The sequence below is a fragment of the Deinococcus aerius genome, from assembly GCF_002897375.1.
Classification (GTDB): domain Bacteria; phylum Deinococcota; class Deinococci; order Deinococcales; family Deinococcaceae; genus Deinococcus; species Deinococcus aerius.
The window spans coordinates 27,813-53,060 of the sequence record NZ_BFAG01000020.1 but is presented as its reverse complement, the minus strand read 5'-3'; the positions used below and the strand labels follow the sequence as shown (position 1 = coordinate 53,060).

Genomic DNA, 25,248 nt, shown 5'->3' with positions numbered 1-25,248 from the left:
CCGTCGTCATTCACTAGCAGAAAGGGAGGAACCATGACCCAGCCACAGATCAAACGCGGCGTCAGTCTCTACAGCTTCCAGGAAGAATTCTTCCTGCGGAAGATGACCCTCGAAGACTGCGTGGCCGCCTGCGCCAGCATGGGCGCTTACGGCATCGAGTCGCTGGCCGAACAGATGATGCCGGGCTTCCCCAACCTGGACGACGCCTTCTATGACGGCTGGCACGCCATGATGGCGAAGTACGGCACCGTGTCCGTCTGCCACGATATGTTCCTCGACACGAAGAAGTTCAGGGGCCGCCTGATGACGCTGGACGAGCAGGTCGAGTCCTTTGTGCGCGACATCCGGCACGCGAGCCGCCTGGGCTGCACGGTGATCCGGGTGCTGAACTTCGTGTCGCCGGAGCTGATGGAGAAGGTGCTGCCCCACGCCGAGCAGTCCAACATGCGGCTGGGGCTGGAGATTCACGCACCCATGCACTTCGAGCATCCCTGGGTGCTGCGGCACATCGAGTTCATGGACCGGCTGGGGTCGCCGCTGCTGGGTTTCATCCCCGACATGGGCATCTTCACCAAGCACTTCCCGCCCGTGATGGCCGAGCGGCTCATCCGGCAGGGCGCCACGCCGCACATCATCGAGTACATCCGGGAGCAGTACGACCGCCGGGTGCTGGCCGAGTACGTGGTGGGCGACGTGCGGAACATGGGCGGCAACCCGGTGGACATCCGCGCCGCCGAGATGCTGCGGCACAACAACTGGTCGAACCCGAGGCGGCTCCTCGAACACATGGACCGCATCTTCCACGTCCACGCCAAGTTCTACGAGATGGACGAGCAGGACCGGGAAACCAGCCTGGGGTACGAGGAAGTCATTCCCGTGTTGAAAGAGGGCGGCTACAGCGGCTACCTCGCCAGCGAGTACGAGGGGAACCGGCACATCCAGGACGCCTTCGAGGTCGACAGCGTGGAGCAGGTGCGCCGTCACCAGCGGATGCTCGCCCGCCTGATCGGGGAGCGGGAGGTCGCCCATGTTTGACAAGTACATCGTCGTGGAGGACAGCCTGAAGCGCGTTCCCGGCGGCGTGCAGTTCGGCGTCCGGCTGCCGTACTACCGGGGGCTGGGCCTCTCGATGGTCGAGACGATGGACGTGACGGTGGACGGCGAGCGCGTGCCGGAGGAAAACCTGACGGTCACGCTGGGGGACAGGACGGTCCCATTTGCCAGGCGCGACGACGAGACCGACACCATCTGGAATTTCGGGGAGATCGCTACCGTCACGGCGCGGCTCCCGCACGAGCTGGGACCGGGCGAGCATCAGGTCGGGGTGAACTTCGGGCTGCGAATCTCGTATTTCCCCGTCCCGATGGTCGGGCAGGACGCCAAGACGCTGAAGCTGGTGGACTGATGACGCCTCGCCAGGAAATCGACGTGCTGATCGTCGGGAGTGGGCCTATAGGGGCTACCTTTGCCCGGGTGCTGGCGGAACGCTCCCCTCAAACCAGCGTGCTCCTGATCGACGCGGGACCGCAGCTCACCCCCCGCCCCGGCCTGCACGTCAAGAACATCCCCGACCCCGCCGAGCGCGAGCGGGCACAGGTGCGCTCCCAGGGGCCGACTCAGTACGTCTACGGCACCCCGACGCCCGCCCAGCGGGCCGAGGCGGGGGAGGAGGCTCACGAAGGAGCGCCCACGCGGCCCGGTCTGCTCGCCCGCCCCGGCACCTTCCTGCTGGGCAGCCCGGAAATGCCCGCCGCCGCCCTGTCCACCAACGTGGGCGGCATGGGCGCGCACTGGACCTGTGCCTGCCCCCCGCCCGGGAATACGGAGCGCATCGGCTTTATCCCCGAGGAGGAATGGCAGGCGGCCTTCGACGAGGCCAACCGGCTCCTCGGCGTGACCCAGCAGGCCTATCCCGAAACCGACGCGGCGCGGGCGATCCGGCAGGCGCTGATGGGGGCGTTCGGGGAGAGGTTGTCCCCCGAGCGGCCCGTTCAGCCGATGCCCCTCGCGGCACGAACGGAAGGCGGCGAGCGGCGCTGGGCGGGCGTTGATGTGGTGCTGGGGCCGCTGGCAGAGGAGGGACACGGCACGGGCTTCACCCTGCACTCGGAGACACTCTGCCACAGGCTGACCGTGGACGGCGACCGGGTCACGGGTGCAGTCCTCGAACATCTCCCCACCGGAGAGCGGTACGAGGTGCGGGCGCGGGTGGTCGTGGTCGCCGCCGACTCGCTGCGGACCCCGCAACTGCTGTGGGCGTCGGGCATCCGGCCCCCGGCGCTGGGGCATTACCTCAATGACCAGCCGCAGGTGCTCGGCGCGGTGCAACTGAACCCGGCGCTCCTGCCCGAGAACGCGGGGCGGGCAGCGGGCGGCGTGTCCTGGGTGCCGTTCCACTCGCCCAGTCACCCCTACCACGGTCAGGTGATGGAGCTGGAAGCTTCCCCCATCCCCATTCCGGTGGAGCATGATACCGGCACCCCCGTCGTCGGCCTGGGCTGGTTCTGCGCGAAGGAAGTCCGGTACGAGGACCACATCGCCTTTTCCGAGAGCGAGACGGACTACCTGGGGCTCCCCCGCATGACCGTTCACCACACCCTGACGCCCGCCGACGAGGCCGTGATTGAGCAGGCCAAGGCTGAAGTGGAACTCGCCATCCGCGCCCTGGGCCGTCCCCTCACGAACGACCGCCCGTTCCTGCTGCCGTCCGGCAGTTCCCTGCACTACCAGGGCACCGTCCGCATGGGCGAGCAAGACGACGGGCAGTCCGTGTGCGACAGCCATTCGCGGGTCTGGGGCTACCGGAACCTCTTCGTGGGAGGCAATGGCGTGATCCCCACCTCGACCGCCTGCAACCCCACGATCACCAGCGTCGCCCTCGCCGTGCGGGCATGCGACGGGATCGCCGCGCTGCTGGCCGGGCGTGCAGGGGAGCCTGTGGTGGCGGGGTGACCGGGCAAGAGGGGTTGCGCCCGGCCCCCTCACGTGCCATATTTGATCAAACATCAAAAGCCGGGTAATGTTGTCGGGGAGTGCCCCACCGGAGAGGACCTTTATGATCCAGTTGCTGTCCCACCTTGCCCACCTGGAGATCACCACGCCCGACCTCGACGCCTCGGTACGCTTTTACGAGGAGCAGATGGGAATGCGGGAAGTCGAGCGCGACGGCGACTCCGTGTTCCTGCGCTGCTGGGGTGACTACTACACCTACAGCCTGGTCGTGACACGGGGCGAGCAGCCTGGCCTCGCGCACATGGCGTGGCGCACGAGCAGCCCGGAGGCGTTGGAGGAGGCCGTGCGCCGCATCGAGGCCAGCGGCGTGCAGGGCGAGTGGCGCGACGCCCAGCACCGCCACGGGCGGGCCTACCGCTTCACCGGCCCCTACGGGCACGTCATGGAACTGTTCTGGGAGGTCGAGAAGCACAGGGCCGAAGGCCAGCACCGGTCCCAGTACCCTGACCGCCCGTCCCGCCGCACCAACCACGGGGTCGCCCCCCGCTTCCTCGACCACGTGACGGTGGCGGCCAGCGACGTGAGGGGCTTTGCGAAGTGGTACCGCGAGACGCTGGGCTTCCGCATCATGGCCTACACCTCGCTGGACGAGGCGCCGGTCACGGTGTTCGCCGTGCTGACCACCAACGAGAAGTCGCACGACCTCGGCGTGGTGCTCGACGGCTCGGGGGTGCCCGGGCGGGTGAACCACATCGCCTTCTGGGTGGACACGCGCGAGGAGCACCTCGTCGCCGCCGACGTGCTGCTGGAGGGCGGGACCGCCATCGAGTACGGCCCCTCGATTCACGGGATCGGGGAGCAGACCTACCTGTACTTCCGCGAGCCCAGCGGCCTGCGGGTGGAGCTGAACACCGGGGGCTACCGCAACTACGTGCCCGACTGGGAGCCCCACGACTGGAAACCCTCGCAGGGGTCCAACAGCCTGTACCGCAACTCCTCCATGCCGCACTCCATGACCGAGAGCTTCCCGCCCGCCCCCGGCCCCAGCGCCACCGAGGAAGGGGCTCTCCCCGGCACCGAGGACGACCTCGCCGCCGCGATCCAGAACCCCTACGCCCGGCAGGGACGCGGCTGAGCCTCCCCCATGCGCATCATCGACCTGTCCGTCCCCATCCAGCCCTCCCCGCCCGGCGTGCCCGAGTTCCAGCGGGTCAGCATCACGTACAGTGGCAATGCCCAGGGCGGCGCCGAGATCGAACAGATGTTCGGCGTGCCCCGAGAGCTGCTGCGGAATGGCGAGGGCTGGGCGACCGAGACCTTCACGAACTTCGGCACCCACTCCAGCACCCACGTGGACGCGCCGCTGCACTACAACTCCACGATTGGGGGCGAGCCCGCGCAGAGCATCGACCAGCTCCCGCTGGAGTGGTTCTTCGCGCCCGGCGTGGCGCTCGACTTCCGGCACAAGGCGGACGGGGAAGTGGTCACCGTCGAGGACCTGATCGCGGAACTCTCCCGCATCGGCCACACGTTGAAGGAACGGGACATCGTGCTGATCCGCACCGGGCGCGACGAGTTCTACGGCCAGCCGGACTACTGGCTGCGCGGGCCCGGCGTGAGCGCGGACGCGACCCGCTGGCTGTTCGCCCAGGGCGTCCGGGTGATGGGCATCGACGCCTGGGGCTGGGACGCGCCCCTGGACCGGCAGGCGGCGGCGGCCCGCGAGGGGAACGCCCCCGGCGTCTTCTGGGCCGCCCATCAGGTGGACCTCCCGTATTCGCAGATCGAGCGGCTCGCCAACCTGGGCGCCCTGCCCCCCAGCGGGTTCCAGGTGGCCTGCTTCCCGCTGCGGCTGGTCGGGGGGAGCGCCGCGCCCGCCCGGGTCGTCGCCATCCTGAACTGATTCCCCTCGCCTCCGGGGCCGCTGGCCGTCTGTCCGGACGCCGCGGCCCCTCCCTTCCCCCTGGAGATCCCCATGCGTATCGCCCGAATCTCTCTCCCCACGCCCGACGGGCCACAGGCGCGGATCGTCGTCCAGGCGACCGACGAATCCCCCCTCGTGGACGTGCGCCGCCACTACGGGCTCACCTTGCAGCGGCGCGGCGCCACCCCCCAGGCCGCCCTCGACGTGGCCGGTCAGGTCGTCCCGGGCAGTCTCGCCGCCGCCCTGACCCACGGCGACCTCTTTCTCGACGCCCTGCGCGCGGCCAGCGAGGACACCAGCGGGGACGCGGTGGCCGGGGAAGGTCCCCTCCTCTCCCCCATCGACCCGGCCTCTTTTCGGGACTTCCTCGCCTTCGAGGAGCACATCGTCAACGCCGCCCACCGCAGCGGCGGCACCGTCGATCCGGTGGTCTACGAGATTCCCATCTCCTACCTGGGGAGTGCGCCCGCCTTCATCGGCCCGGAGGCGACGATGCCCTGGCCGACGTACGCGCGGTCGCGGATGGACTACGAACTCGAACTCGGCATCGTGATCGCGCGGGGGGGGCGCAACATCCTCCCCGGGGAGGCGGACGCGCACATCCTGGGCTTTACCGTCCTGAACGACTTCTCCGCGCGGGACATCCAGCTTCGGGAGATGGGGGGGCGCCTGGGGCCGTCGAAGGGCAAGCATTTCGCCTCAGCCTGCGGCCCGGTCATCGTCACGCCCGACGAACTCGACCCGCACCACCTGACCATGACGGCCCGGGTGAACGGCGAGGTCTGGTCGCGGGGCAGCACCTCCACCCTGATGTGGAGCGTGCAGGAGATGGTGGCGTGGGCCAGCGCCAGCGAGCCGCTCTTGGCGGGCTCCCTGCTGGGGAGCGGCACCGTGGGGCGCGGCTGCGGCATGGAACTGGGGCGGGAGGTCCGGCCCGGGGACGTGGTGGAACTCGACATCGAGGGCATCGGCGTGCTGCGCAACACGGTCGGCCACCCCGACGGGCAGGGCTGGACCCCCACCCGCCGACCAGCCGTTCTGACCGGAGACTGACCCCGAGGAGACCCATGTTCGAATACTTCCCCAAGAACTACGTCTGGAACCTCGCCCTTAACTTGGCGATGGAGATGGGCGCCAAGATCGGCGAACTCGACGAGATGTGCCGCCCCCTGCTCGAAGTCTCCCAGCGCGGCGACGACGAGGGCACCCGGCTCTTCCTCCAGTCCTGGGAACGGATGGGGGACAAGCTGATCGGGCAGGCGCGGGAGGACGAGGCGAACGGTAGGCTGATCAGCGCCGGGAACAAGTTGGGGCGCGCCGCCATCTACCTGCTGATCGCCGAACGGATGCAGGCCAGGGATTATGAGCCGAGGAAGGCGCTGTACGCCAAGTTTCAGGACTGCTTTCAAAGGGGCGTGAAGCTGGCCCACGAGAACTGCGAGCGGGTCGAGATTCCGTATGAGGGGGCGCACCTCGCCGGGCTGTACGTCCGGGCCGAGGGCGTCTCGGGTCCCGCCCCCATCCTCGTGCAGGTCAACGGTCTGGACAGCACCAAGGAGATGCTCTACCGGGTGGGGCTGCCGGGGCACCTCGCCAAGCGCGGCATCTCGTCGCTGTGTCTCGATCAGCCCGGCACCGGGGAAGCCCTGCGCCTGCACGGCCTGACCGCCCGCTACGACTCCGAGGCGTGGGCGAGTAAGGTCGTGGACTATCTGGAAACCCGGGAGGACATCGACCCGAAGCGGATCGGGTTGCAGGGCGTCTCGCTGGGTGGATACTACGCGCCGCGTGCGGTGGCCTTCGAGCCCCGTTTCGCTCTCGGCGCGGTGTGGGGCGCGAATCACAACTGGGGCGAGGTGCAACTGGCCCGGCTCAACCGCGAGGGGGAGCGGCCCGTCCCCCACTACTGGGAGCATGTGCAGTGGGTGTGGGGCACGGGCAGCATGGACGAGTTTATGGCGCTGATTCCCAAGATCACGCTGGACGGGGTCCTCGACCGCATCCGCGTCCCCTTCCTCGTCACGCACGGGGAGCAGGATCGCCAGATTCCTCTGAAGTACGCCCACCAGACCTACGAGGGGTTGACGAACAGCCCGGACCGGGAACTCAAAATCTTCACCGACAAAGAAGGCGGGGTCCAGCACAGCAGCGTGGACAACAGCGCCTACGGGCTGGACTACATCTCGGACTGGGTGGCCGAGCGGCTGGGCGGACACACCGCCTGAAAGGAGAGGACAGCATGAGCGAGGTCAGGCAGGTCCTGATCGTGGGCGGGGGCATCGCCGGGCTGGTGGCAGCCTCGATGCTGCGCGACCGGGGCATCGACGTGGACATGGTGGAGATGAACAAGGCCTGGAATGCCTACGGTGTCGGCATCATCCAGCAGGGCAACGTGGTGCGGGCGATGGCGCAGGCGGGGTTACTCGACCGCTACCTGAGTGCCGGGTTCCCCTTCGAGGACGTGGAGTTCTACAGCCCCGACGGGGTGAGGCGGGCCCGCATCCCGGGTGAGCGCCTGGCCGGGGCTGAGTACCCCGCCAACATGGGCGTGCGCCGCTCCACCCTGCACGAGACGCTGAAGGAGGCCGCGCTGGAGAAGGGCACGAACGTGCGGTTGGGTGTAACGGTCGAGGACTTCGACCAGCACCCGGACCACGTGGACGTGACCTTCACCGACGGCGAGGCGGGGCGCTACGACCTCGTGATCGGGGCGGACGGGGCGTACTCGAAGGTCAGGAAGCTCCTCTTTGGCGATAAATACCGCCCGCAGTTCGTGGGCCAGTCGGTGTGGCGGCACAACTTCCCGCGCACGCCGGACAACGACGCGCTCCAAACCTTCCGGGACACCCAGGGCAACTCGGCGGGCCTGGTGCCGCTCTCCGAGAACCTGATGTACCTGTACGTGACGACCAGGGAGCCGGGCAACCCCTTCCACCCGAAGGAGGAACTGGCGAACCTGATGCGCGACCGCCTGAAGAACTTCGTGGGCCGCATCGCCGAGTTGCGGGGGCAAATCAGCGACCCCGCGGAGGTGGTGTACCGCCCGATGGAGGTGACCTTTATCGACGAGGACTGGTTCAGGGGGCGCGTGCTGCTGATCGGGGACGCCGCGCACACCACGACGCCGCATATGGGGCAGGGGGCGGGCATGGCGATTGAGGACGCCGTGGTGCTGAGTACCCTGCTCGAAAAGGACCAGCCCCTGTCGCAGACGCTGCGGGAGTTCATGGACCGCCGCTACGCCCGCGCCAAGTACGTGCAGGACCAGTCGCTCCTGATCTGCCGGGCGGAGATGGCGAACGACCCGACCTTCAACCACCCCAAGGTCATCGGGGAGATGCTGCACTACACCGCCCAACCGATATGAGCAATCCCCTGAAGGGCTGGCAGGTACGGCGGGGGGACATCCGCTTCCTCGGCCATGATTTGCAACGCCCCGAGTGCATCCTGGCCGAGCGGGATGGCACGGTCTGGACGGCGGACGGGCGGGGCGGCGTGATGCGGCTGGGCACGGACGGCGGGCAGCAACTGATCGTGCCGCCGTCCGCAGCCGTGACCTCACAGGAGTTCGAGACACGCTACGTGCAGTCCCAGGGCTCCCTCCCCAACGGGCTGGCCTTCACCCGGGGGGGAGACTTCATCATCGCCAACTGGGGCACGGACGCCATCGAGATCATGTCCCGCTCGGGAGAGGTGCGGACAATCTGCTCGGAGATTGACGGGCAGCCGCTGGGGAAGGCGAACTTCCCGTTGCGGGACTCGAAAGGGCGGGTCTGGTTCAGCGTGACCACCCGCGAGCAGCCCTGGACGAAGCAGCTCAACTCCCGGGCCAACGACGGGTATGTGGCCCTGCTGGACGAACAGGGAGCGCGTATTGTCGCCGACGGCTTTTGCGGCACGAACGAGATTCGCTTTGACCGGAACGAGGAATGGCTGTACGTGGTGGAGAGCACCGGGCGGCGGATTTCACGCCTGCGGGTTCGGCCCGACGGCTCCCTGACGGACCGGGAGGTGTACGGCCCCTCCGACCTCGGCGGCCACCCGGACGGCTTCGCCTTCGACGCGTACGGCAACCTGTGGATCACCCTGATCTTCGCGGATCGGCTGGTGGCCCTGACGCCCGAAGGAGAACTGCTGACCCTGCTGGACGATGGCGACGCGGAGGCGAATGCCGCCTACGAGCAGGCGTTCGCCGCCCGCAACGTGACGCCCGGGGTGATGGCGGCCAACTGCGGCGCCCTCTGCCCCTGGATGGCGAGCCTGACCTTCGGCGGCCCCGACCTGCGGACGGTGTACCTGGGCAGCCTGCGGGGCACGGCCATTCCCTTCTTTCGCAGCCCGGTTCCCGGGGCGCCGATGATCCATTGGGGCGGGCGTGGCTGACCTCTTCAGCCTGCGGGGGCAGGTCGCCCTGATCACAGGCGGATCGAGCGGGATCGGCCGGGCCACCGCGCGGGCGATGGGGGAAGCGGGCGCGGCGGTGGTGGTGTCCTCCGAGAATGGGGCGGCTTGCCGGGAAGCGGCGCAGGAACTTCAAGATCAGGGTGTCAGGGCGCAGGCTGTCCCCTGCGACGTGCAGGACCGAGACCAATTGGCCGCACTCGTCGCCGAAACGGTCCGCCAGTTCGGGGGGCTGGACGCCGTGGTCCACGCCGCGGGAGTCGCCCCGCACTCCGGGCCGATGGGGGAAGCCTCCCAGGACGAGTGGGACCTCACCATGCAGGTGAACCTGGGGGCGGCGTGGCACCTCTCCACGCTGGTGAGGGAGCACCTGATGGTCAGAGGCGGCAGCCTCACCCTCATCTCCAGCATCGCGGGGGTGCGCGGCAACCGCTCGCTGGGGGTGTACGGGGTGTCCAAGGCGGGGCTCACGCAGCTCGCCCGCAACCTCGCGGTGGAGTGGGGGCCGCAGAACATCCGGGTGAACAGCATCTCGCCGGGCCTGATCCGCACGGCCTTCGCCCGCCCGATGCTGGAGCGGCCCGGGGTGATGGAACGCCGCCTCGCCCTCACGCCGCTCCGCCGGGTGGGGGAAGTCCACGAGGTCGCGGGCGTGGCGGTCATGCTGGCCTCCCGCGCCGGGGCCTTTATCACCGGGCAGAACATCGTCGTGGACGGCGGCACGACCATCGGGGACGGGAGCTGATGACGCGGTATCTGGTGACGGGAGCGGCGGGGTTCGTGGGCCGCAATCTCGTGGATGCCCTGCTGGAACGGCTGACGCCGGGGGACGAGCTGACCCTGCTCGACCGGGAGGTGGGGGCCCGTCACCCCCGGGTTCGGGCCGTCGAGGGGGACCTGAGCGAGGAGGCGGTGTTGGAGGCCGTGCTGGCGGAGCGTCCGGGGGTGGTCTTCCATCTGGCGAGCGTGCCGGGCGCCCTCGCGGAGCGGGAGTACGCGCTGGGACGGCGGGTGAATGTGGACGCCACGCTCGACCTGTTCGGGGGGCTGGCGGACCGAACCCGTCCTCCCACCGTCGTCTATGCCAGCAGCGTGGCCGTCTACGGCACCCTCGGTGCGGCGCCCGTGGACGCGCGGACTCCGCTCCAGCCGCAACTCAGCTACGGCACCCACAAGCGGATGATGGAACTCGCGCTGGAGGACTTCTCCCGGCGGGGAGAGCTGCGGGGCGTGGCCCTGCGGCTGCCCGGGATCGTGGCCCGCCCGGGGCTGGCCTCCGGGTTCGGCTCGGCGTTCATGAGTGACGTGATCCGCTCGCTGGCCGCGGGGGAGCCGTATATCTGCCCGGTGTCGCCGGGCGCGACCGCGTGGTGGATGTCGGCCTCCCGCGCGGCCGGGAACCTCCTGCACGCGGCGTCGCTGGCCACGCCGGGAACGCTGACGCTGCCCGCGCTGCACCTCTCCGTAGGGCAGGTCGTCGCGGCCCTGGGCGGGCTGTTCGGGGCCGACCGTCCGGCGCTCGTGACGTACCGGCCCGACGAGGGCACCGAGGCCGTCTTTGGCCGCTCCCCTCCCCTGCACACCCCGGAGGCCGAGGCGCTGGGGTTCAGGCACGACGGCACTGCGGCGGGGCTCGTTCAGGCGGCCCTGAGGGCGCACTGAGGGGGCGATCCGGGACCCCCGGCGCGGCGGCCGTCTGGCCTCCCCGCCCCCTCTTTCCCTACACTGCCCCCATGCTGGGCACCATCGAGCACGCGGGGCAGGTGCTCGCCCTCTTTACCGCCGAGCACCCGGAGTGGGGCGTGAGCGAGGTCTCGCGGGCCCTGGGCCTGGGGAAGACCCGCTCGCACGCCCTGCTGAGCAGTCTCGCGCATGTGGGCCTGCTGCACCGAATGCAGACCGGGCGCTACCGGCTGGGCTTCCGCGTCCTGGCGCTCTCGCGGGTGCTGCTCGCGCACACGCCCTGGCGCGAGGTGGCCGCCGAGGAAATGCGGGTTCTGGCCGCCCGCGTCGGCGGCAGGGTGGGGCTGGCGGCCTTCGACGGCCTGGAGCTGGTGACGCTCGCCGGGGTGCCCGGGGACGGGCCGCGGGAAAGGGTCGCGCCCCTGGACACCGCCGCGGGACGGGTCATGCTCGCCCACCGCTCCCCCCGCACCGTTCAGGCTGTGCTGGCCGCCCACCCCGGTGAAGCGCCCACGTCCTCGCCGGAGGGGCTCGCCGCCAGCCTCAAGGCGGTCCGGCAGCAGGGCTTCGCGGTCCTCGTGGACGGGCCGGACGGCCAGCGGTGGGGGGTCGCCGCGCCCATCCGCAACCATACCGGGGAAGTGATCGCGGCCCTGAACCTGTCGGTGGCCGCCCCGCATTTCGCCCGGGACGGCGCCGCCCTCCAGCGGGAGGTGGTGGCCTCCGCCGCGCTGGTCAGCGCCCGGATCGGCTACGACGGGCCGCCACGCCGCGCGGGCCGGGATTCCGAATAACGGAACAGGCCCCTTGCCCCCGGGGCCGAAAGCCGGGAAGCTGGGGACGATCCGTTCAGCCCGGTTGCCCCTCACCGCCAGGAGTTCTCTTTGACGTTCCTCCCCGTTGGTCCCCTCACCCTGCACGTGCGAGCCTCCGGCGCCGGGGCCCCGCCCCCCCTGGTCCTCCTCAACCCCATCGGCAGCGACCTGCGCGTGTGGGACGGGGTGGCGAGGGAACTGGAAACCTCTTTTCACGTCATCCAGTACGACCTGCGCGGCCAGGGCCTCTCGGACGCGCCCGGGGGCGAGTACCGCCTGGAGGACCACGTGACGGACCTCCTCGGCCTGCTTGGCGCGCTGGGCCTGGAGCGGGCGTCGCTGGCGGGCTGCTCGCTGGGTGGGGTGATCGCCCAGGCGTTCGCGCTCGCCCATCCGCAGAGGGTGGAGCGGCTCGCGCTGCTGGACACGCTGCCGCAGATCGGGACCCCCGGGAGCTGGCAGGCCCGCATCGAGCAGGTGGAAGCCGGGGGTCTTCCGGCACTCGCCCCCGCCCTCATCCGGCGCTGGTTCGCGCCCGACTTCTTCGGGGCGCAGCCCGCCGCCGCGCACGGGTACACGACCCTCCTCGCCCGCAGCCCCCAGGCCGGATACCTGGGCAGTTGCGCCGCCCTGCGGGACGCCGACCTCACGGGGCAGATTCAGACCCTCCGGCTCCCCACGCTGGTCCTGTGTGGCGAGCACGACATCAGCACCCCCCCCGACGCCTGCCGCGCCCTGGCCGACCAGATGGGCGCCCGCTTCGAGCTCATCCGCGGCGCCGCGCACCTGCCGATGGTGGAGCGCCCGGGGGAAGTGGCCCGGCTTCTCCGGGAGTTCCTCACCGGGGAGTCGAGCCCGGACCGGTACGAGCAGGGGATGGCTGTCCGGCGCCGGGTCCTGGGGGACGCGCACGTGGACCGGGCGAGTAGGAACGTCACCGACCTCGACCGCGACTTCCAGACCTTCATCACCGAGTACGCCTGGGGAGGCCCCTGGTCCCGCCCCGGCCTCGACCCGCGCACCCGTCACCTGCTCACCCTCGCCGTGCTGACCGCCCTTCCCCGCGAGCACGAGCTGGAGATGCACATCCGCGCCACGCGCAACACGGGCGTGACCCCGGAGGACCTGCGCGAGGTGTTCCTCCAGGTCGCCGTGTACGCGGGGGTGCCCGTCGCCAACCGCGCCTTCCAGATCGCCAAGCGAGTTCTCGCCGAAAGGAGCGACCCATGACCCAGTCGCCGCCCAAATCCCAGGGAAGCGTCCACGCGCCGCACCTCTACCCGCCGTACACCAGCAGCGTGAGGCGGGCCCCGCACGAGCGGCTGATCCCGCTGCCCGCCGCCCTGGAGGGTCTGCACGGCCCGGTCTTCGGCGCGGGCCGCCTGCGCCCGGACGACCATGACACCACCCGCAACGCCCGGGTGAACGGCGAACCGCTGGGGGAGCGGATCATCGTGCGCGGACGGCTCCTCGACGGCAGCGGGCGGCCCATTCGCGGGGCGCTGATCGAGACGTGGCAGGCGAACGCCGCCGGGCGCTACGTCCACGGGCGGGATGAGCACGACGCGCCGCTCGACCCCAACTTCACGGGCACGGCCCGGATGCTGACGGGCGGGAACGGCGAGTACGAACTCATCTCCATCCGCCCCGGCGCCTACCCCTGGGGCAACCACCCCAACGCCTGGCGGCCCGCCCACATCCACTTCAGCGTGTTCGGCACCAACTTCACCCAGCGGCTCGTGTCGCAGATGTACTTTCCGGGTGATCCCCTCCTCGCCCACGACCCGATCTACCAGGGCATTCCCGACGAGAAGGGGCGGCAACGGCTGATCAGCCGCTTCGACCTGAACCTCACGCGGCCCGGGTGGGCGCTGGGCTACCGCTTCGACATCGTGCTCGGCGGCGGCGCGCAGACCCCCTTCGAGGAGCCCGGCCATGACGAGTGAGCCCCGCGCGCCCCTCTCCCCGCAGGACTCGAACATCCCGGAAGGGGCCTTCGGGCCCACGCCCAGCCAGACCGTCGGGCCGTACTTCCACCAGGGGCTGGTGGACTTCCAGGGGCTGACCGGCCTCCTGGGGGACCGGACGGTGGAGCCCGGCAGCGACGTTCCCGGCGAGCGCATCACCCTGACGGGGCGGGTGCTGGACGGGGACGGCCGGCCCGTCGAGGACGCCCTGATCGAGCTGTGGCAGGCGGACGCGGGCGGGACGTACGCGCGGAGCGCCGACGCCCCGTTCCCCGGGTACAGCCGCACCCACACCCGAACCCCGGGCCACAGCTACCGCGTCCACACGGTCAAACCGGGCTCGGCGGGCCCCGGCCTCGCCCCCCGGCTGAACGTGTGGCTGGGGATGCGTGGCCTCCTCACCCACCTGCTCACCGCCGTGTATTTCAGCGACGAGGACAACAGCGCCGATCCCCTCCTCGCCCTGGTGCCCGGGGAGCGCCGCCACACCCTGATCGCCCGGCGGGAGGACACACCGGACGGCGCCGTCTACCGCTTCGACATCCGCCTGCAGGGCGAGGACGAGACGGTCTTCTTCGCCCCGTGAGGCCCCGATGCCCCTGACCCCCGCCGACTCGGCCCTCTTCGGCTCCCTCTTCTCCCAGCCGGAGGTCGCGGCGCTCTTCACGGACGAGGCGTACGTGCGCCGGTTGCTGGCGGTGGAGGGCGCGCTCGCCACCGCGCAGGGGCGGCTGGGGATCATCCCCGCCGGGTCCGCCCGGGCGATCCTGGCGCTGACTGGAACCTTTGCTCCCGACCTTGACGCCCTCCGAGGGGGACTGCTCGCGGACGGCGTGCCGGTGAGCGCGCTGCTCGCCCAGCTTCGCCCGGCGCTTCCCTCCGCCGCGCGGGACCACCTGCACTTCGGCGCGACCACCCAGGACATCGTGGACACGGCGTTCGTGCTGACGGCCCGCGAGGCGCTCCGGGTGCTGCGCCGTGATCTGCTCGCGGCGGGCGACCGGCTGGCGGCACTCGCCCAGGGGTATGCGGGGACGCTCATGCCGGGCCGCACCCACTCGCAGCAGGCGCTGCCCGTGACCTTCGGCCTCAAGGCCGCCGGGTGGCTCACGCCCCTCACCCGGCACCTGGAGCGGTTGCGGGAACTGGAGGCCCGGCTGTACGTGGTGAGTTTCGGGGGGGCGGCGGGAACGCTCGCCGCGCTGGGGTCCCGCGGGCTGGAGGTGGCGGACGCCCTGGCCGCCGAACTGGGTTTGGCGGCTCCCCCCACCCCCTGGCACACCCAGCGGGACACGGTCTTCGAACTGACCGCCTGGCTCGCGGGCGTGGGGACCAGCCTGGGCAAGCTCGCCCAGGACGTGATCCTGCTCGCCCAGAGTGAGGTCGGCGAGGTGCGTGAGGGGGGCGGAGGCGGGGGGTCGAGCACCATGCCGCAGAAGCACAACCCCATCACCTCGGAGGTGATCCTGGCCGCGGCGAGCACGAACGCCGGACTGCTGGCCGCCGTCACGCGCAGCGGCGTGCAGGAGCACGAACGCGGCACTCACGGCTGGCAGGTGGAGTGGCTCACTGTGCCGCAGATGCTCGGCCTGACCGGGGCGGCCCTCTCCCATACTCGCCGCCTGCTGGACGGTCTGGAGGTGCACGCGGAACGGATGGCGCGAAATGTCCAGGACTCACGCGGCCTGATGCTCGCCGAGGCCCTGAGTTTCGCCCTGGCCGCGGTCCTGCCGAAGGAGGAGGCGAAAGCCCTGATCTGGGCGGCGGTCCCGCGGGCGCTTGCCGGTGAGGGCCACCTGGTCGCCCTCGTTCGGGAGCGGCTGGGACCCCGGGGGGACCGGGTGGACTGGGCGGCCCTCACCGAGGAACACACGCTGGGCTGCACCACCGAACTGATCATCCGTGCCGTCAGCCACTACCGGCACGTCCGCCGCCCCTAGCCCAGTTCCCTTCGGAGGAAGCGGCCTGGTTCAACCTGCTCGTCACCGGGTCTTCCCCGCCGAACCCGGCGCCGGGGAACGGGGAAGCACAGGCTTCCGCGTTCGTGCCGGTGGGCGGCGGAGATGGCCACCTCAGTCCAGGGGCAATCCGACGTAGTTCTCAGCGAGAGCGGTCGCGGCGGCCCGCGAATGCACGACGTAGTCGAGGTCGGCGAGCCGGATGCGGTGCTCGAAGGGGCTCTCGGCGGGGTTGGTGTGCAGCAGGGTCGTCATGTACCAGGAGAAGCGTTCCGCCTTCCAGATGCGGCGCAGGCAGGTCTCGGTGTAGCGGTCCAGCCCGTCCTGCCGCCCGGTGCGGTAGAAGCAGTCCAGCCCGCGGGACAGGTACACCGCGTCGGCCACCGCCAGATTGAGCCCTTTCGCGCCGGTGGGCGGAACGATATGCGCGGCGTCCCCGGCGATGAAGAGCCGCCCGTGCTGCATGCGGTCACACACGAAGGAGCGCATGCCGATCACGCCCTTCTGGAAGATGCGCCCCTCCGTGAGCGTCCAGCCGTCCACCGTCTCCAGCCGCCGGTGCAGTTCGGACCAGATCCGTTCATCCGGGTACTCCGCCACGTCGTCGGTCGGGCCGCACTGGATGTACAGCCGCTGAATCTCGGGCGAGCGGGTGCTGAGCAGCGCGAACCCCCGCTCGTGCCGGGCGTAGATCAGTTCATGGTGCGAGGGGGGCGCCTCCACCAGGATGCCCAGCCAGCCGAAGGGGTAGAGGTGCCCATACTCGGTCCGGCCCTCGATGGACTGCCGCGAGAGTCCCTGCGAACCGTCGACACCCGCGATGAAGTCGCAGTGCAGGACCTGCGGCTCGCCGTCCCGGGTGGTGTAGGTGAGCCGGGGGCGGTCGGTGGTCAGGTCGTGCAGCCCCACGTCCCGCACCCCGAAGTGGAGCTCTCCCCCATCCGCGAGCCGGGCGGCGACGAGGTCCTTGAGCACCTCGTGCTGCGGGTAGACGGTGACGCGTTTGCCGCCGGTGAGGTCCTCGAAATCCAGGTGGTGGCTCTCACCGGCGAAGCGCAGGGTGATGCCGCGGTGGAAGTGGCCCTCGCGCCGCATCCGCTCCCCCAGGCCGAGGTCCTGCATCAGGTCCACGGTCCACTGTTCCAGCACGCCCGCGCGGATGGTGCCCTCGACCTCTTCACGAGTACGGGTTTCCAGGATGACGCTCTTGATGCCCTGGCGGTGCAGCAGGTGCGCGAGGAAGAGGCCAGCGGGACCGGCGCCGATGATGCCGACCTGGGTGCGGCGGGGTGGGGTGGACATGAGGCCTCCTTCCCCGGCCACAGGGCTGGGGCGCGGTGCGGGACGTGGGGGGGAACCGCCGCGGTTGAGTGAGCCTCACTGTGCGGGATCGGGGCGCCGGGCGCAAGGCGGGTATCCCGGTATAGTGGAAGGAGACTTCGAGAGGGGCGCTTCCGGGGGGACGGGATGCTGGGAACGTTCGAGAAGGCCAGGGCCATCCTGGACCTGTACACCACGGAACGGCCGGAGTGGGGCGTCAGCGAGGTGGCGCGGCAGTTAGGGATGCCGACCTCCAGCGCGCACGTCCTGCTCGCCTCGCTGGCGGGGCTGGGGGTGCTGCACCGCACGGTGGCGGGGCGTTACCGGCTGGGGTTCAAGCTGCTCGCGCTGAGTCAGGTGCTGCTGGCGAACACGCCCTGGCGGGAGGTCGCGCAGGAGGAGATGAACCGCCTGGCGTGGGCTTTCGGGGAGACCCTGCACCTCGCGGCCCTGGACGGGGGCCAGGTCGTGCTGGTCGCGGGGGTGCAGGGCCATCTCCCCGGCAGTGTTCGTCTGCCCCGGGTGGGAACGGTCCTTCCCGCCTCTACCAGCGCGAGTGGCCAGGTGCTGCTGGCCCACCGGCCCCGGGAGGTGGTGGAGGCGGTGCTGGACGCGGCGGGACACCCGTTGACCTGGGACGTGCTGGCAGAGGCGCTGGAGCAGGTCCGCACGGGCGGGTACGCCCGGGAGATAGGCGAGCACTGCCCGGACGGCGGTTCCCTGGCCGCCCCGGTGCGCAACCACAACGGCGAGGTGATTGCCGCGCTGGCCTTCAGTGTGCCCGCTGACCGCTTCCACGACCGGGAAGGGCACTTGCGGGCGGCCCTGGTGCGGGCCTGCGCCGAGGTTTCCCTGCGAATCGGGTATCACCCGGAACTGTCCGGAGAGGGCCTGCTGGTGTGGAGCTCGGTGGGGGGGCGCGAGAAACTGCACCCCGCGCCCCGGCGCTCGGGGGCAAGACGCCGCCCGGGATCCCAAACCCGTTGAGGAAACCTCGGGTGCTCTGCATCAATTTCAAGTGCAGGCCTCCTGGTCACGGGGCCAGCGGCTCACTCCACCGGTCTGACGCTGACCTGCCCGCCTTGCAGCACGTAGGCCAGCCGAGCCGCTGCGCCCTGTGGGAAGCGGTACGACTCGATTCGGTGGTCGTACCATTCTCGCCAGCGGGGGTCCAGCCGTGGGGCCAAGCAGTCGGGCGGCGTGGTGTTCGGCGCCGGGGGCGGCGCACCCCGGGAGCCGTCCCTCCTGGCCCTGGCGCGGCCGGTCGCGCCCACCGAGGTGTTCCGCTTCGCGGCGCCCTGCGCGCAGCCCGGCGAGCTTTCCGCGGGCGTGGGGACCGGGTTCCATCACCAGGTACGCCAGGAGCGCGAGCGCTTTGCGGGACGTGACGCCCACAGGCCCACCGTCCACCCGAACCTTTGGGGTCCCAGCAGGCGGACGGCGAGGCATGCCATGGGCCCCTCACCTTACATGGTTGTGGCGGGTTGTTGGCGTCCAAAAAGCGGGAGTCTTGGAAAGACAGGGAGCCTGACGTTCAGGCCGCCTGCTGTACCGTTGCCCGCCACCTCTCGAAGGCCGCCCATTGCTGAAAGCGACGGTGGCGAGCAGGGACAGTTGAGCGGGCGGGGTGGGTCGCGGTGAGTACACGCACGGCCAAGTGCAGGCGTCGTGGGCCAGGCTCGCCCCCTTCGTGCCGGAGCTGGTCTTCGATGAGGGTGCCGAGCGAAGGCGGCGTTCTACTCCGCGCGCAAGAGTCCGTAGGGCTTGAGTTTGGGGGATGCGGCCTGCTTCGGCACCGCGGAGAGGTATGGGCCGTATGGGCTGACCGCGGAGCAGGGCTGGGCGAGAGTTCCCGACCTTCCTTAGTTCATGAAGGTGTGAGGGAGGCGGGGGTCCTCGAGCGCCCCCTTGACTTCGCCTTGTTAGTAAGTACAAACTAACTTATGACCCGCTCCACCCCTGGCTCCACGCCTCCCGCCCGGCAGTCGGGCGAGGAGCGGCGCGCGGCCGTGATTGAGGCGGCCATCGAGGAGTTCGCCGGGCGCGGGTACGCCGGGGGTTCGACGGAGACCATCGCCCGGCGCGTGGGGATCTCGCAGCCCTACGTCTTTCGCCTCTTCGGGACCAAGCGGGAGTTGTTCCTGGCGGCCGTGGACGCGGTCTTCTCCCACGTCCAGCGGGTCTTCACCGTCGCCGCCCAGTCCACCCAGGGGGACAAAATGGACGCGATGGGACTCGCCTACGAGGGGCTGCGCTCGCGGCGCCACGAGTTGCTGCTGCTGCTCCAGGCCTTCAGCGCCAGCGGGGAGGACGAGATCCGCCAGGAGGTCCGCCGCCGCTACCGGGCGCTGTTTGAGGAGGTGCGCGCCCTGTCCGGGGCCTCGCACACGCAGGTCCAGAACTTCTTCGCGTCTGGCATGCTGATCACCATCGCCTCGGTCCTCGACCTCCCGGAACTGCTGGTCTGGGAGGACCCCTGAGCTTCTTTTTCCCTTTTTGTTAGTGATTACTTACAAACTTCTCCAGGTCCAGCCTTCCGTCGTGTCCATCTTCGCCCCCCCTCACCCCAAGGAGCCGCCCATGACTGACCTCGCCACTGCTGGCCGACACGCCCTCGTCATCGGGGGAAGCATGGCGGGCCTGCTGGCCGCCCGCGTTCTGAGTGAGCACTACGGCGACGTGACGGTGCTCGACCGCGACGTGTTCCCGGAAGCGCCCGATCACCGGGCGGGCGTGCCGCAGTCCCATCACGCGCACGGCCTGCTGCCCCGCGGGCACGAGATTCTGGCCGAGCTGTTCCCCGGCCTGCTCGCCTCCCTGGCCCAGGCGGGCGCCTTTCATACCCGGGAAGGCATCCCGGTCTTGCAGGTCACGCCCGCCGGGAGACTCCCGGCCGCGCCGCTGAGGGGGCAGGGCGAGTACCTCGCCTTCAGCCGCTTCCTGCTGGAGTGGCAGGTGCGGCAGTGGCTGCGCGAGCACACGAACGTCCGCTTTCTTCCGGCCACCGAGGTCACCCGGCTGGTGGGCCGCGAGGACGGGACGGGCGTGTCCGGCGTGCAGGTGCGCTACCGGGATGGGCGGGAGGGCCCCGAGGTCCTGCACGCCGATCTGGTGGTCGAGGCGAGCGGGCGGACCTCGAAGCTGGGCGGCTGGCTTCAGGATCTCGGGTACGGGGCGGTGCCCGAGGAGAGCGTCACCTCCGACATCGGGTACGCCTCGCGCTTCTACCGGCGCCCCGAGGGCTTCCCCGCCCCCTGGCACGGACTCATCATCAACGGGCGCCCGCCGCACAACCCGCGGGCGGGCCTGATCCTGCCGGTCGAGGACGGGCGCTGGCACGTGACCCTGGGCGGCTTCGCGGGGCACCACCCCCCCACCGACGAGGCGGGCTTCCTGGCCTGGGCCCGCGACCTGCCCGACCCCGGCCTGTACGAGGCGATCCGCGTCGCCGAGCCCCTGACCCCCATCCGCGGCTACCGCACGCCCACGAACACCTGGCGGCACTTCGAGCGCCTCCCGCGCTGGCCGCGCGGCCTGATCGCCCTGGGGGACGCCGTGTGCCACTACAACCCCATCTACGGGCAGGGCATGAGCGCGGCGGCCGTGAGTGCCGCGGCCCTGGAGACGAGCCTGAGGACGGGTGGGCCGGACTTCGAGCACGCCTTTCAGAAGGCGCTCGCCCGGGTCGTCGCCGCGCCCTGGCAGGTCGCCACGGGCGAGGACCTGCGCTGGCCGGGAGTCAAGCTCACCGGGGCGAGCGCGGGGCCGGGCCTGCGCCTGCGGCACGCCTACGGAAACCTGGTGCTGGGGCAGGCCGTGCGGGACGAGGTGGTGGCGGGCGCCTTTGTGGACATGATCATGAACCTCCGGCCACCATCGGTCCTCGCGCGCCCGGCCATCCTGGCGCGGGTCCTGGGGGGCAGCCTCGCCCGCGCGCTGGGCGGGACGGTTCAGGACGCGGAGCCCGCCCTCTCCCCGGAGGTGGTCTCGCTCCTGCGCACCCGCCCCGCCGGAGCACCCTTCCACGCCCCCAGGAGGATCACGTGACGCCCTCCACCCCGGACCTCGACACCCAGGTCTCCCACCATTTCGCCGAGAACAGCGGCGTCCGCCTGCACTACGTCACCCTGGGCGAGGGTCCGCTGATCGTGATGCTGCACGGCTTCCCGGACTTCTGGTACACCTGGCGTCATCAGATGCCCGCGCTCGCCGGGGCGTACCGAGTCGCCGCCCCCGACCTGCGGGGCTACAACCTCAGCGACCAGCCCAAAGGGGGCGAGCCCTACGCCATGCGGCACCTGCTGGGCGACGTGGCGGCCATCATCCGGGACCTCGGCGAGGAGCGGGCCATCCTGGTGGGACACGACTGGGGCGGGGCGATTGCCTGGCAGTTCGCCATGCACTTCCCGGAGATGGTCGAGCGCCTGGTGATCCTGAACCTGCCGCACCCGCAGGGCCTGGCGCGCGAACTGGCCCGCAATCCCGAGCAGCAGCGAAACAGCGAGTACGCGCGCGCCTTTCAGGAGGAGGGCGCGCACGAGCGGCTCGACCTGGAGCGATTGACCGGCTGGGTGAGGGACGACATGGCCCGCGAACGCTACCGGGAGGCTCTGGGCCGCTCGGACTTCGAGGCGCTCCTGCACTACTACAAGCAGAACTACCCGCGCCCGCCGTACCGGGAACCCCGGGGCCCGGTCGTCAAGGTTCAGGCCCCCACCCTGGTCATCCACGGGCTGGACGACGAGGCCCTGCTGCCGGGGGGCCTGAACGACACCTGGCAGTGGGTGGAACGCGACCTCACGCTGGTCACGCTGCCGGGCGCGGGCCACTTCGTGCAGCACGACGCGGCGGAGGCCGTCACGCGGGTGCTGACGAACTGGCTGGCCCGGGGCCCCCTCCCCTGAGGGCGCGGGGCACCGTCGGTGCTCAGGGCAGGGAGCCGGTCAGCCCAACCAGGCGGTGTACAGGGGTGATTCCGTGCAGGTGGACCGCCAGGACCGCGGCGGGCAGCTCGGCGGCTCGTGGCAACCGGACGCGCCCCGCCCACTCCGGGTGGGGCGCGACCATTTGCATCAGGTCCAGCCGCCGCTCGTGCCAGCCCCCGAGTTGCCGGTCGAGGAGGACCAGGTGCCGCTCCAGGTCCTCCCGGATCGGCCCGTCCTCGGCCACCCGAAGCCGCTCCTCCTGCGCCCGCATTTCCAGCTCCTGCCGCCGCCGTGAGAGCAGCAGTCGGACCCGCTCGTCGTGCGCCTTAGGCAAGGAAGAAGGCGTCACTCCCCCCATTCTGCGCTCCCCGAGGTGAGCAGTGCGAGCACGGCAGGGACGTTACCACGTCCCAGGAACCCAGACCGCTCGCCAACCATGAGGACTCCTCCCCCCCCCATCCCGCCGTGTCCCTCTCCACGAAGCGCCCCTGAGGCGGCGGTGCGGTCCTGAGAACGAGTCCGCCCAAGGTGCCGTCCACCCTGGCCGATCCCCCGGCTCGTACGCTCATCGACCGAACACGGCAACGGGTTACTGCTGAGTCCACCGCTCTCCCTGAATGGCCCGACCTCTCGCCGCCATAGGAGCATCCGGCAACGCCAGCAATGGGCGAATGACCATCGAGCTGGGACGGGGCCTGAGAAGACGGCCCGGTTCACCGCGAACCTGCGCGGGACTTTCAACGGTGAGCGCACGCTTGGCCCTGATGACCCGCGAACACGGCCTTGGCCCCTGGCGAACCCCTTCCCCGACCCACCACTCCGCACTACCCCCGACGCCGTTCTGCCCTCCCCCTCTTCCCGGCGGGTGGCTGGAGAGGACCCGTCCCCAAGCAGGCGGTCCCGCTTTTGGTACCCTTCGGACAGCTCTTCCTTAAGCCGGAGGTCGAAGGGACCGCACGCTGTGGTCCTGCCTGCCTCACCTGCTCCACCGGCCGCGTCCGCCACGAGGATGAAGATGCCCCCAGTTCCGCTCCTGCTGCGCCCATGGGTCCTCACCGTCGTCGGGTTCCTCGCCCTCGCCCTGCTGCTCTCCGCCGCCAGTCGGGCCGCTCCCCCTCAGGCCCACGGCTTCACACCCGCGCCACGCCCCCCGACCCGGGCGGTCAATTACCTGATCGCGGGCGTCGCGCCCGACTACCGCGCGCACCACGTCCGCGCGCCCGAGACCTTCCGCGGCAACACCGACAGCATGTTGCTGGTGCAACTCGATCCCGTGACCAATACCGTGCGCACCCTGAGCTTGCCACGTGACACCCGCGTGTGGCTGCCCGGCCTGGGCTGGCGCAAACTCAACGCCGCCCTCCCCAAGCTCGGCCCGAACGGTATGGTCCGCGCCGTCGAGACCCTCACCGGCCTGAAGGTGCAGGCGTACGTGCTCGTCAACCTGAACGGCGTGCGTCACCTGACCGACGCCCTGGGTGGCGTGGACCTCTATGTTCCGCAGGACATGAGGTACGACGACCGGGCCGCGGGATTGCACATTCGCCTGAAGAAGGGCTGGCGGCACCTGTCGGGCCAGCAGGCCGAGCAGTTCGTGCGCTTTCGGCACGACGCCATGGGGGACATCGGGCGCGCGCAGCGACAGCAGACCTTCGTGAAGGCGCTGGCCCGCCGACTGCTCACCCCATCCGGAGCGGTCCGGCTGAGCGCCCTTCCCCGATTGCTTCAGAGTGACGTGCGGACGAATGCTCGTCCCCTTGACATCAGCGCGGCCCTCGGCATCGCCCTGCACTGGCCGCGCGTGGAGACGTTCTTGCTGCCCGGGCGTTTTCAGACGGTCAACCGCGTGAGCTACTGGAGTGTGAACGTCGCGGCCGCGCGGCGCACCCTGGCGAACTTCGGCCGGGCGCTCCCGTCCACCCCGGCCGCGCGTGACGTGCGCACCCTGCGGGTGGCGCTGGTCGCCACGGGGGGCACCTCAGCGCAACTGGCGAACGCGAGGGCGCGGCTGTGGCGGGCGGGCTACCGGAACGTGTTCGTAAGTCGGCGCGAGGTGCCGCCCGGGCGGGCGAGCGCGGTGCTGTCGAATGCCAGCGTGAGCGAGGCGGGGCGGGTGCGCCGTGATCTGGGGTTCGGGGAGGCGCGCGTCTCCGGGCAGGGGTCGGTGTTTGCGGACGTGACGGTGTGGGTGGGGTGGGACGCGACCCCAGCCGCGACACTGGGCGCGGGGAAGCTGAAGTCGCCCTGAGGTGTGCCACCGCGAGGAAAGGGCCTGCGGCGGTGAGGGGCCGCCGCTCCCGGGAGTTCTGTGGGCCCCAACCCCAGCGCCCTCTTCGCCCCATCGCCCTCACGCTCCGGCCCGGGGACTGAGGTTAACGGCGCTCACGCCCAGGGGGCGAACCCAGTACCCGGCGGTCAGCTCGGGCGTCAACACCACGCCCCTTCGGCCCAGCACGATGACGGCGACGGGTTTCTCCCTCAGCTCCGGCTGGTCGCGCACCTCGACCGAGACGTAGAAGGCGTTCATGTCCACGTGCACGACGAGGCGGGTCATAGGAGCAGTGCGGGTGACCCGACACGGTGTGGGGGGAGCTAAGCCTGGAAGAGAGGAGGCGCCCTCATGACCAACCGCAGAACGCACAGCGCCGAGTTCGGGCGAGACGCTGTTCAGCTCGCCCGAACCAGCGGCAACGTCACGGGCACTGCCCGCGACCTGGGCCTCAACGTGTCCCTGCTGCGCAAGCGGAGGAACGCCCAGCCGGAGAAGGGGGAGTCAGCTTTTCCTGGACAGGGGAAGCAGGTCCTGACCCCAGGGCAGCAGGAGATCAGGCGGCTCCGCCAAGAGAACGAGATTCTGCGGCAGGAGCGAGAAATCCCGAAAAAAGCGGCGGCCTTCTTTACCAAAGGGGCCACCCGCTGAGGTACCGGTTCATTGACGCTCACCGGGAGCAGTACCGCCTGGACGTGATGTGCCGGGTGCTGGAAGTCTCGGTGAGTGGGACCACCACTGGCGAAGAAGGCCGATCTCGAAACGCATTTGAGAGCCGTGCCGCTGCACGACGGGCCGTGTTCGAGTTCATCGAGATGTTCTACAACCGCCAGCGTCGTCACTCAACACTTGGGAACTTGACACCCCAGGAGGCTCGAACGCCAAGCTACAGCCGCTTAGCTTCAACTACGCACTACCGGGACAGGCCCGCGGTTCAGCCTTCCCACCCTTGCACACTCCCCCTACGTCGCAGGGTGACCGAAGGCGCCCCCCGGATTGAGGCCGCCCAAGTGGTTACAGCAGGAAGCCATCCG

The 25,248-nt window shown here is 70.4% G+C and carries 24 protein-coding genes and 2 pseudogenes; 23 read left to right on the top strand and 3 right to left on the bottom strand.

Translation table 11 applies throughout. The features are described 5' to 3' along the window. The first annotated feature begins 33 nt into the window (after window positions 1-33). The 16 genes from DAERI_RS20365 (at window position 34) to pcaB (ending at window position 15,682) form a co-directional block, all read left to right on the top strand. Window positions 34-1,035: a sugar phosphate isomerase/epimerase family protein gene (locus tag DAERI_RS20365; RefSeq protein WP_103131277.1), complete on the top strand. Its 1,002-nt coding sequence runs from the start codon at window positions 34-36 to the stop codon at window positions 1,033-1,035. Then, window positions 1,028-1,405: a C-glycoside deglycosidase beta subunit domain-containing protein gene (locus DAERI_RS20360; RefSeq protein WP_103131276.1), complete on the top strand. Its 378-nt coding sequence runs from the start codon at window positions 1,028-1,030 to the stop codon at window positions 1,403-1,405. The genes DAERI_RS20365 and DAERI_RS20360 overlap by 8 nt, the downstream gene beginning before the upstream one ends. Beyond that, window positions 1,405-2,952: a GMC oxidoreductase gene (locus DAERI_RS20355; RefSeq protein WP_103131275.1), complete on the top strand. Its 1,548-nt coding sequence runs from the start codon at window positions 1,405-1,407 to the stop codon at window positions 2,950-2,952. The genes DAERI_RS20360 and DAERI_RS20355 overlap by 1 nt, the downstream gene beginning before the upstream one ends. 103 nt (window positions 2,953-3,055) lie before the next feature. Further along, a complete protein-coding gene (locus DAERI_RS20350) occupies window positions 3,056-4,087 on the top strand; it encodes a VOC family protein (protein WP_103131274.1) in 1,032 nt (343 codons plus the stop codon). 9 nt (window positions 4,088-4,096) lie between these two features. After that, complete coding sequence (locus tag DAERI_RS20345) at window positions 4,097-4,855, top strand: cyclase family protein (RefSeq protein WP_103131273.1); 759 nt, start codon at window positions 4,097-4,099, stop codon at window positions 4,853-4,855. Window positions 4,856-4,927: 72 nt separating this feature from the next. Beyond that, complete coding sequence (locus DAERI_RS20340) at window positions 4,928-5,929, top strand: fumarylacetoacetate hydrolase family protein (protein ID WP_103131272.1); 1,002 nt, start codon at window positions 4,928-4,930, stop codon at window positions 5,927-5,929. 14 nt (window positions 5,930-5,943) lie between these two features. Continuing rightward, window positions 5,944-7,101, top strand: coding sequence for an alpha/beta hydrolase family protein (locus tag DAERI_RS20335; protein ID WP_103131271.1), 1,158 nt, complete (start codon window positions 5,944-5,946; stop codon window positions 7,099-7,101). 14 nt (window positions 7,102-7,115) lie between these two features. Next, entirely contained in the window at window positions 7,116-8,243 is a 1,128-nt protein-coding gene (locus DAERI_RS20330; RefSeq protein ID WP_103131270.1) for an FAD-dependent oxidoreductase, read from the top strand. Continuing rightward, window positions 8,240-9,259: an SMP-30/gluconolactonase/LRE family protein gene (locus DAERI_RS20325; RefSeq protein WP_103131269.1), complete on the top strand. Its 1,020-nt coding sequence runs from the start codon at window positions 8,240-8,242 to the stop codon at window positions 9,257-9,259. The genes DAERI_RS20330 and DAERI_RS20325 overlap by 4 nt, the downstream gene beginning before the upstream one ends. Continuing rightward, a complete protein-coding gene (locus DAERI_RS20320) occupies window positions 9,252-10,022 on the top strand; it encodes an SDR family NAD(P)-dependent oxidoreductase (RefSeq protein ID WP_103131268.1) in 771 nt (256 codons plus the stop codon). The genes DAERI_RS20325 and DAERI_RS20320 overlap by 8 nt, the downstream gene beginning before the upstream one ends. Further along, window positions 10,022-10,939 carry an NAD-dependent epimerase/dehydratase family protein gene (locus tag DAERI_RS20315; RefSeq protein ID WP_103131267.1) on the top strand — a complete coding sequence of 306 codons (918 nt, stop codon included), beginning with the start codon at window positions 10,022-10,024 and terminating at the stop codon, window positions 10,937-10,939. The genes DAERI_RS20320 and DAERI_RS20315 overlap by 1 nt, the downstream gene beginning before the upstream one ends. A gap of 71 nt (window positions 10,940-11,010) precedes the next feature. Next, complete coding sequence (locus DAERI_RS20310; RefSeq protein ID WP_103131266.1) at window positions 11,011-11,754, top strand: IclR family transcriptional regulator; 744 nt, start codon at window positions 11,011-11,013, stop codon at window positions 11,752-11,754. A 90-nt stretch (window positions 11,755-11,844) separates the two neighbouring features. Next, window positions 11,845-13,005 (top strand): bifunctional 3-oxoadipate enol-lactonase/4-carboxymuconolactone decarboxylase PcaDC, encoded by a 1,161-nt coding sequence (gene pcaDC / locus DAERI_RS20305; RefSeq protein WP_103131265.1) that lies wholly within the window; start codon window positions 11,845-11,847, stop codon window positions 13,003-13,005. After that, window positions 13,002-13,721 (top strand): protocatechuate 3,4-dioxygenase subunit beta, encoded by a 720-nt coding sequence (gene pcaH, locus DAERI_RS20300; protein ID WP_103131264.1) that lies wholly within the window; start codon window positions 13,002-13,004, stop codon window positions 13,719-13,721. Before pcaDC ends, pcaH begins: the two co-directional genes overlap by 4 nt. Then, window positions 13,711-14,328 (top strand): protocatechuate 3,4-dioxygenase subunit alpha, encoded by a 618-nt coding sequence (gene pcaG / locus DAERI_RS20295; RefSeq protein WP_103131263.1) that lies wholly within the window; start codon window positions 13,711-13,713, stop codon window positions 14,326-14,328. The genes pcaH and pcaG overlap by 11 nt, the downstream gene beginning before the upstream one ends. 7 nt (window positions 14,329-14,335) lie before the next feature. Further along, complete coding sequence (gene pcaB, locus DAERI_RS20290; protein WP_103131262.1) at window positions 14,336-15,682, top strand: 3-carboxy-cis,cis-muconate cycloisomerase; 1,347 nt, start codon at window positions 14,336-14,338, stop codon at window positions 15,680-15,682. A 132-nt stretch (window positions 15,683-15,814) separates the two neighbouring features. Here the strand turns inward: pcaB and DAERI_RS20285 are convergent, their stop codons facing one another. Continuing rightward, window positions 15,815-17,002 carry a 4-hydroxybenzoate 3-monooxygenase gene (locus DAERI_RS20285; protein ID WP_103131261.1) on the bottom strand — a complete coding sequence of 396 codons (1,188 nt, stop codon included), beginning with the start codon at window positions 17,000-17,002 and terminating at the stop codon, window positions 15,815-15,817. A 165-nt stretch (window positions 17,003-17,167) separates the two neighbouring features. Between DAERI_RS20285 and DAERI_RS20280 the strand changes: the two genes are divergently transcribed. The 4 genes from DAERI_RS20280 (at window position 17,168) to DAERI_RS20265 (ending at window position 21,924) form a co-directional block, all read left to right on the top strand. Continuing rightward, window positions 17,168-18,007 carry an IclR family transcriptional regulator gene (locus DAERI_RS20280; RefSeq protein ID WP_103131260.1) on the top strand — a complete coding sequence of 280 codons (840 nt, stop codon included), beginning with the start codon at window positions 17,168-17,170 and terminating at the stop codon, window positions 18,005-18,007. A 956-nt stretch (window positions 18,008-18,963) separates the two neighbouring features. After that, on the top strand, window positions 18,964-19,500 hold the full coding sequence (locus tag DAERI_RS20275; protein WP_103131259.1) for a TetR/AcrR family transcriptional regulator: 537 nt from the start codon (window positions 18,964-18,966) through the stop codon (window positions 19,498-19,500). A 100-nt stretch (window positions 19,501-19,600) separates the two neighbouring features. After that, a complete protein-coding gene (locus tag DAERI_RS20270; protein ID WP_103131258.1) occupies window positions 19,601-21,067 on the top strand; it encodes an FAD-dependent oxidoreductase in 1,467 nt (488 codons plus the stop codon). Continuing rightward, window positions 21,064-21,924, top strand: a complete 861-nt coding sequence (locus DAERI_RS20265) for an alpha/beta fold hydrolase (protein WP_103131257.1) — start codon at window positions 21,064-21,066, stop codon at window positions 21,922-21,924. Before DAERI_RS20270 ends, DAERI_RS20265 begins: the two co-directional genes overlap by 4 nt. A 22-nt stretch (window positions 21,925-21,946) precedes the next feature. Here the strand turns inward: DAERI_RS20265 and DAERI_RS20260 are convergent, their stop codons facing one another. Continuing rightward, complete coding sequence (locus DAERI_RS20260; protein WP_133162089.1) at window positions 21,947-22,294, bottom strand: hypothetical protein; 348 nt, start codon at window positions 22,292-22,294, stop codon at window positions 21,947-21,949. Between the two features lie 666 nt (window positions 22,295-22,960). Here DAERI_RS20260 and DAERI_RS20255 point away from each other — a divergent pair. Then, window positions 22,961-24,193: an LCP family protein gene (locus DAERI_RS20255; RefSeq protein WP_165794308.1), complete on the top strand. Its 1,233-nt coding sequence runs from the start codon at window positions 22,961-22,963 to the stop codon at window positions 24,191-24,193. A gap of 99 nt (window positions 24,194-24,292) precedes the next feature. Here the strand turns inward: DAERI_RS20255 and DAERI_RS20250 are convergent, their stop codons facing one another. After that, the gene (locus DAERI_RS20250; protein ID WP_103131254.1) at window positions 24,293-24,499 is read right to left on the bottom strand and encodes a Y-family DNA polymerase; all 207 of its coding nucleotides are present in this window, start codon (window positions 24,497-24,499) and stop codon (window positions 24,293-24,295) included. 66 nt (window positions 24,500-24,565) lie between these two features. On the opposite strand from DAERI_RS20250, the pseudogene DAERI_RS20245 reads away from it, so the two are divergent. Both DAERI_RS20245 and DAERI_RS22945 read left to right on the top strand, forming a co-directional pair. Continuing rightward, a pseudogene (locus DAERI_RS20245) lies at window positions 24,566-24,980 on the top strand (transposase); the annotation flags it as partial. A 1-nt stretch (window position 24,981) separates the two neighbouring features. Beyond that, a pseudogene (locus tag DAERI_RS22945) lies at window positions 24,982-25,086 on the top strand (IS3 family transposase); the annotation flags it as partial. Window positions 25,087-25,248: the final 162 nt, after the last annotated feature.